The 3,119-nt window shown below is 62.8% G+C and carries 4 protein-coding genes; 3 read left to right on the top strand and 1 reads right to left on the bottom strand.

What is annotated here, in order from left to right:
* On the top strand, window positions 1-184 hold a 184-nt coding region (locus EN993_RS37485; RefSeq protein ID WP_206532464.1), incomplete at its 5' end, for a hypothetical protein.
* Window positions 185-319: 135 nt separating this feature from the next.
* Here EN993_RS37485 and EN993_RS33775 read toward each other — a convergent pair.
* Entirely contained in the window at window positions 320-1,504 is a 1,185-nt protein-coding gene (locus EN993_RS33775; RefSeq protein ID WP_109662996.1) for a cystathionine beta-lyase, read from the bottom strand.
* Between the two features lie 344 nt (window positions 1,505-1,848).
* Here EN993_RS33775 and EN993_RS33770 point away from each other — a divergent pair, with 344 nt between their 5' ends.
* Together EN993_RS33770 and EN993_RS33765 are read left to right on the top strand one after the other, a co-directional pair.
* Window positions 1,849-2,484, top strand: coding sequence for a DUF1326 domain-containing protein (locus EN993_RS33770; protein WP_109662998.1), 636 nt, complete (start codon window positions 1,849-1,851; stop codon window positions 2,482-2,484).
* Between the two features lie 9 nt (window positions 2,485-2,493).
* Window positions 2,494-3,119, top strand: a 626-nt coding sequence (locus tag EN993_RS33765) for a DUF2182 domain-containing protein (protein WP_127266048.1), incomplete at its 3' end; no start/stop codon positions are given.

The following is a 3,119-nucleotide window of genomic DNA, read 5'->3' as shown; positions in this document are numbered from 1 at the left end:
GCAGGCGATGATGCGCTCGCGCAGCGTCGCGCCGGCAAGAATAGGAACAAAAAGGCGGAAAGCCATGACGTCGAAAACTCTGCCGGTATTCCAGGGGGAAATCGAAACCGTGATGATCGCACCGCAATGGCGCGACCTCGTGGAATTTGAAAGCCAAATTGATCCGCCAAGCCACGATTTCTGAGAATAGAATTCCGCTATGTTACGGCTGCATCCATCACGGCGGCATCCGGGGTTGCGTATCGCGGGCGCGTATTTCACCAGTCTTTCGAGGTGCTTGCGATGGTCTGCTGAATCAGTTTGGCGAGTGCCTAATCGTTCAGGCAGCCGCCGCGGCGGTCAGGCCGCGCAGAATGTCGGCTTTCAGGTCGTCGACATCCTCGAGGCCGATCTGCAGGCGGATCAACGGGCCCTCATAGGGCGCTTTTGCAACAACGCGGTCGCCGAGCCAGACCGGCACGGCAAGGCTCTCATAGCCGCCCCAGGAGTAGCCGAGACCGAAGATCCGCAGCGCGTCCAGGAAGGCGTGCTGCTGCTTCTGGCCGCCGCCGGCAAGCACGATGGAAAAGATGCCGCTCGAGCCGGAGAAGTCGCGCTTCCACAGATCGTGGTCCGGATGGCTGGGAAGGGCAGGGTGGAGCACGCGCGCCACGCCCTTCTGGCCCTCGAGCCAGGAGGCGATGGCAAGCGTGCTGCGCTGATGGTGCTCCAGGCGCACGCCCATGGTGCGCAGGCCGCGCAGCACCTGGTAGACGTCGTCTGGCCCGGCGCAACAGCCAAGCGTGCAGAAGCTTTCGTAAAGATGCTTCCAGCAGCTGTCATTGGCCGACACCGTGCCAAGCAGCACGTCGGAATGGCCGGCCGGGTACTTCGTCGCCGCATGGATGGAGATGTCGACACCATGGTCGAGCGGACGGAAATAAAGCGGCGTCGCCCAGGTATTGTCCATCATGACGATGGCGCCTGCGGCGTGCGCCACCTTGACGATAGCCGGGATGTCCTGCACCTCGAACGTGTTGGAGGCTGGCGATTCCGTGAATACCACCTTGGTGTTGGGCTTGATCAACGCGGCGATGCCGGCGCCGACATCGGGGGCGTAGTACTCGACCTCGACGCCCAGCCGCTTCAGCATCGTGTCGGCGAAGTTGCGGGTCGGATGATAGACGGTATCGACGATCAGCAGATGGTCGCCCGCCGACACGAAGGCGAGCAGCGGCACGGTCACCGCTGCAAGACCCGACGGCACCAGGATCGTGCCGGCCGAGCCTTCCAGCGCGTCTATGGCGTGGGCAAGCGCATCGGTCGTAGGTGTGCCGCGCGTGCCGTAGGTGTATTTTTGGCTGCGTGCCGCCATCGAAGCCGCGTCACGAAAAAGCACGGTCGAGGCATGCACCACCGGCGGATTGACGAAGCCGAAATAGTCATGCGGATTGTTGCCCGAATGGGCAAGCCGCGTGTTGATGCCGATCCCGCCGCTAAAGTGCTCGCTGCCGTCTTTCGCCATTCTGCATCGCCTTGTTTGACAAGCCGCTAGCCATAGTGCGGCGTCATGGACCGTGCAACAGCCACCGTCCGCCAGGAGATGGACTTCGAATATGCCAATTCGTCGCGGCAAAAGCCGGCGATGCGGGGTGCGGCATGACCCCCGCGGCGCATTGTCGGCGCTGCGCCAGTCTCCGCCGATCGGCCTATTGTGGGCGGCGGTGAAAGGTATATGGTATATTGCTAATATTAATCGCCGGATTGCTTCGATCAGATGCTGCCGGATGGTTGTTGCCGGTTCACCTTCTGGTCCTCTACGATCCGGATCGCGCTCACAGAGCGTGAGCGCGGCAAGGGAGGAATGCCATGCCGGACGTCAAATGGACAATGAAGGCGCGCGAATTCATCAACTGCAACTGCGCCTATGGCTGCCCGTGCCAGTTCAACGCCATGCCGACATACGGATTCTGCCAGGCGGTCGCTGGCATGGAAATCGAGAGCGGCCATCATGGCGACACCAAGCTCGACGGACTGCGGTTCGTCGGGATTTTCAGCTGGCCCGGCGCCATACACCAGGGCAGGGGCGAAGCCGCGGTGGTTATCGACGAGCGGGCGACCGAAGCCCAACGTGCAGCGCTGCTCCGCATATTGGGCGGTCTCGACACCGAACCAGGCGCAACGATATTCCAGGTCTTTTCGACCACGCTGGAGAAATTCCACGATCCGATCTTTGCCCCGATCGAATTCAAGGTCGACGTCGACGCGCGAACCGGGCGGCTGCACGTCAAGGGCGTAACCGACGGCCATGGCGAGCCGATCAAGAATCCGGTCACCGGCGCCGAGCATCAGGCGCGCATCGACCTGCCGCACGGCTTTGAATACGTGATCGCCGAGGTCGGGCGTGGCTGGACCAAGGCGACGGGCCCGATCAAGTTCGAGCTGGCCGATACGCACAGCCATTTCGCCAATCTGCATCTCACGCAGAGCGGCATCGTGCATTGACCTGATCCAATGGGCGACACGGCCCTCGAGGCGGTGCTGCGGCGCGATCGCGCAGTCGTGACGGCCGCGCTCGTCGTGATTGCCTTGCTCGCCTGGGTCTATGTGCTGTGGCTCACCGCCGACATGGTCATGCCCGGTTCCCCCGTACCGGGCAGCACAGGCGGCGACATAGCTGGAATGGACATGTCGACCATGGACACGGGCGGCATGGACATGGGCGCCACCGTGGCGCCCGGGTTCCGGACCTGGTCATCGGCCGATTTCGCTTTCATCTTCACAATGTGGGCGGTGATGATGGTCGGCATGATGACGCCTTCGGTCGCACCGATGTTGCTGCTCTATGCCGGTGTCGGCCGCAAGGCGCACGCGGATGGCCGGCCCATCGCTTCGACGGGATGGTTTTTTGCCGGCTATCTTGCCGTCTGGGTCGTCTTCAGCGTCCTGGCAACCGGTGCGCAATGGCTGCTCGCCCGTCTCGCCTTGCTCGATCCCTCGATGGCGACCGACAGCGCGATCCTCGGTGGCCTCGTCCTGATCGCCGCTGGTCTCTATCAATGGACGCCGATGAAGGGCGTCTGCCTGCGCCAATGTCAGGCGCCGATCGCGTTCCTCGCCAGCCATGGCGGGTTCCGTTC

It is taken from the genome of Mesorhizobium sp. M7D.F.Ca.US.004.01.2.1 (assembly GCF_003997785.1).
Lineage (GTDB): Bacteria > Pseudomonadota > Alphaproteobacteria > Rhizobiales > Rhizobiaceae > Mesorhizobium > Mesorhizobium loti.
This window is presented reverse-complemented; position numbering and strand designations above follow the sequence as displayed.

Bases quoted from the DNA above. Each gene is read 5' to 3' on its own strand.
- EN993_RS33775 (WP_109662996.1), bottom strand. From the start codon at position 1,504: ATGGCGAAAGACGGCAGCGAGCACTTTAGCGGCGGGATCGGCATCAAC.
- EN993_RS33770 (WP_109662998.1), top strand. From the start codon at position 1,849: ATGCCGGACGTCAAATGGACAATGAAGGCGCGCGAATTCATCAACTGC.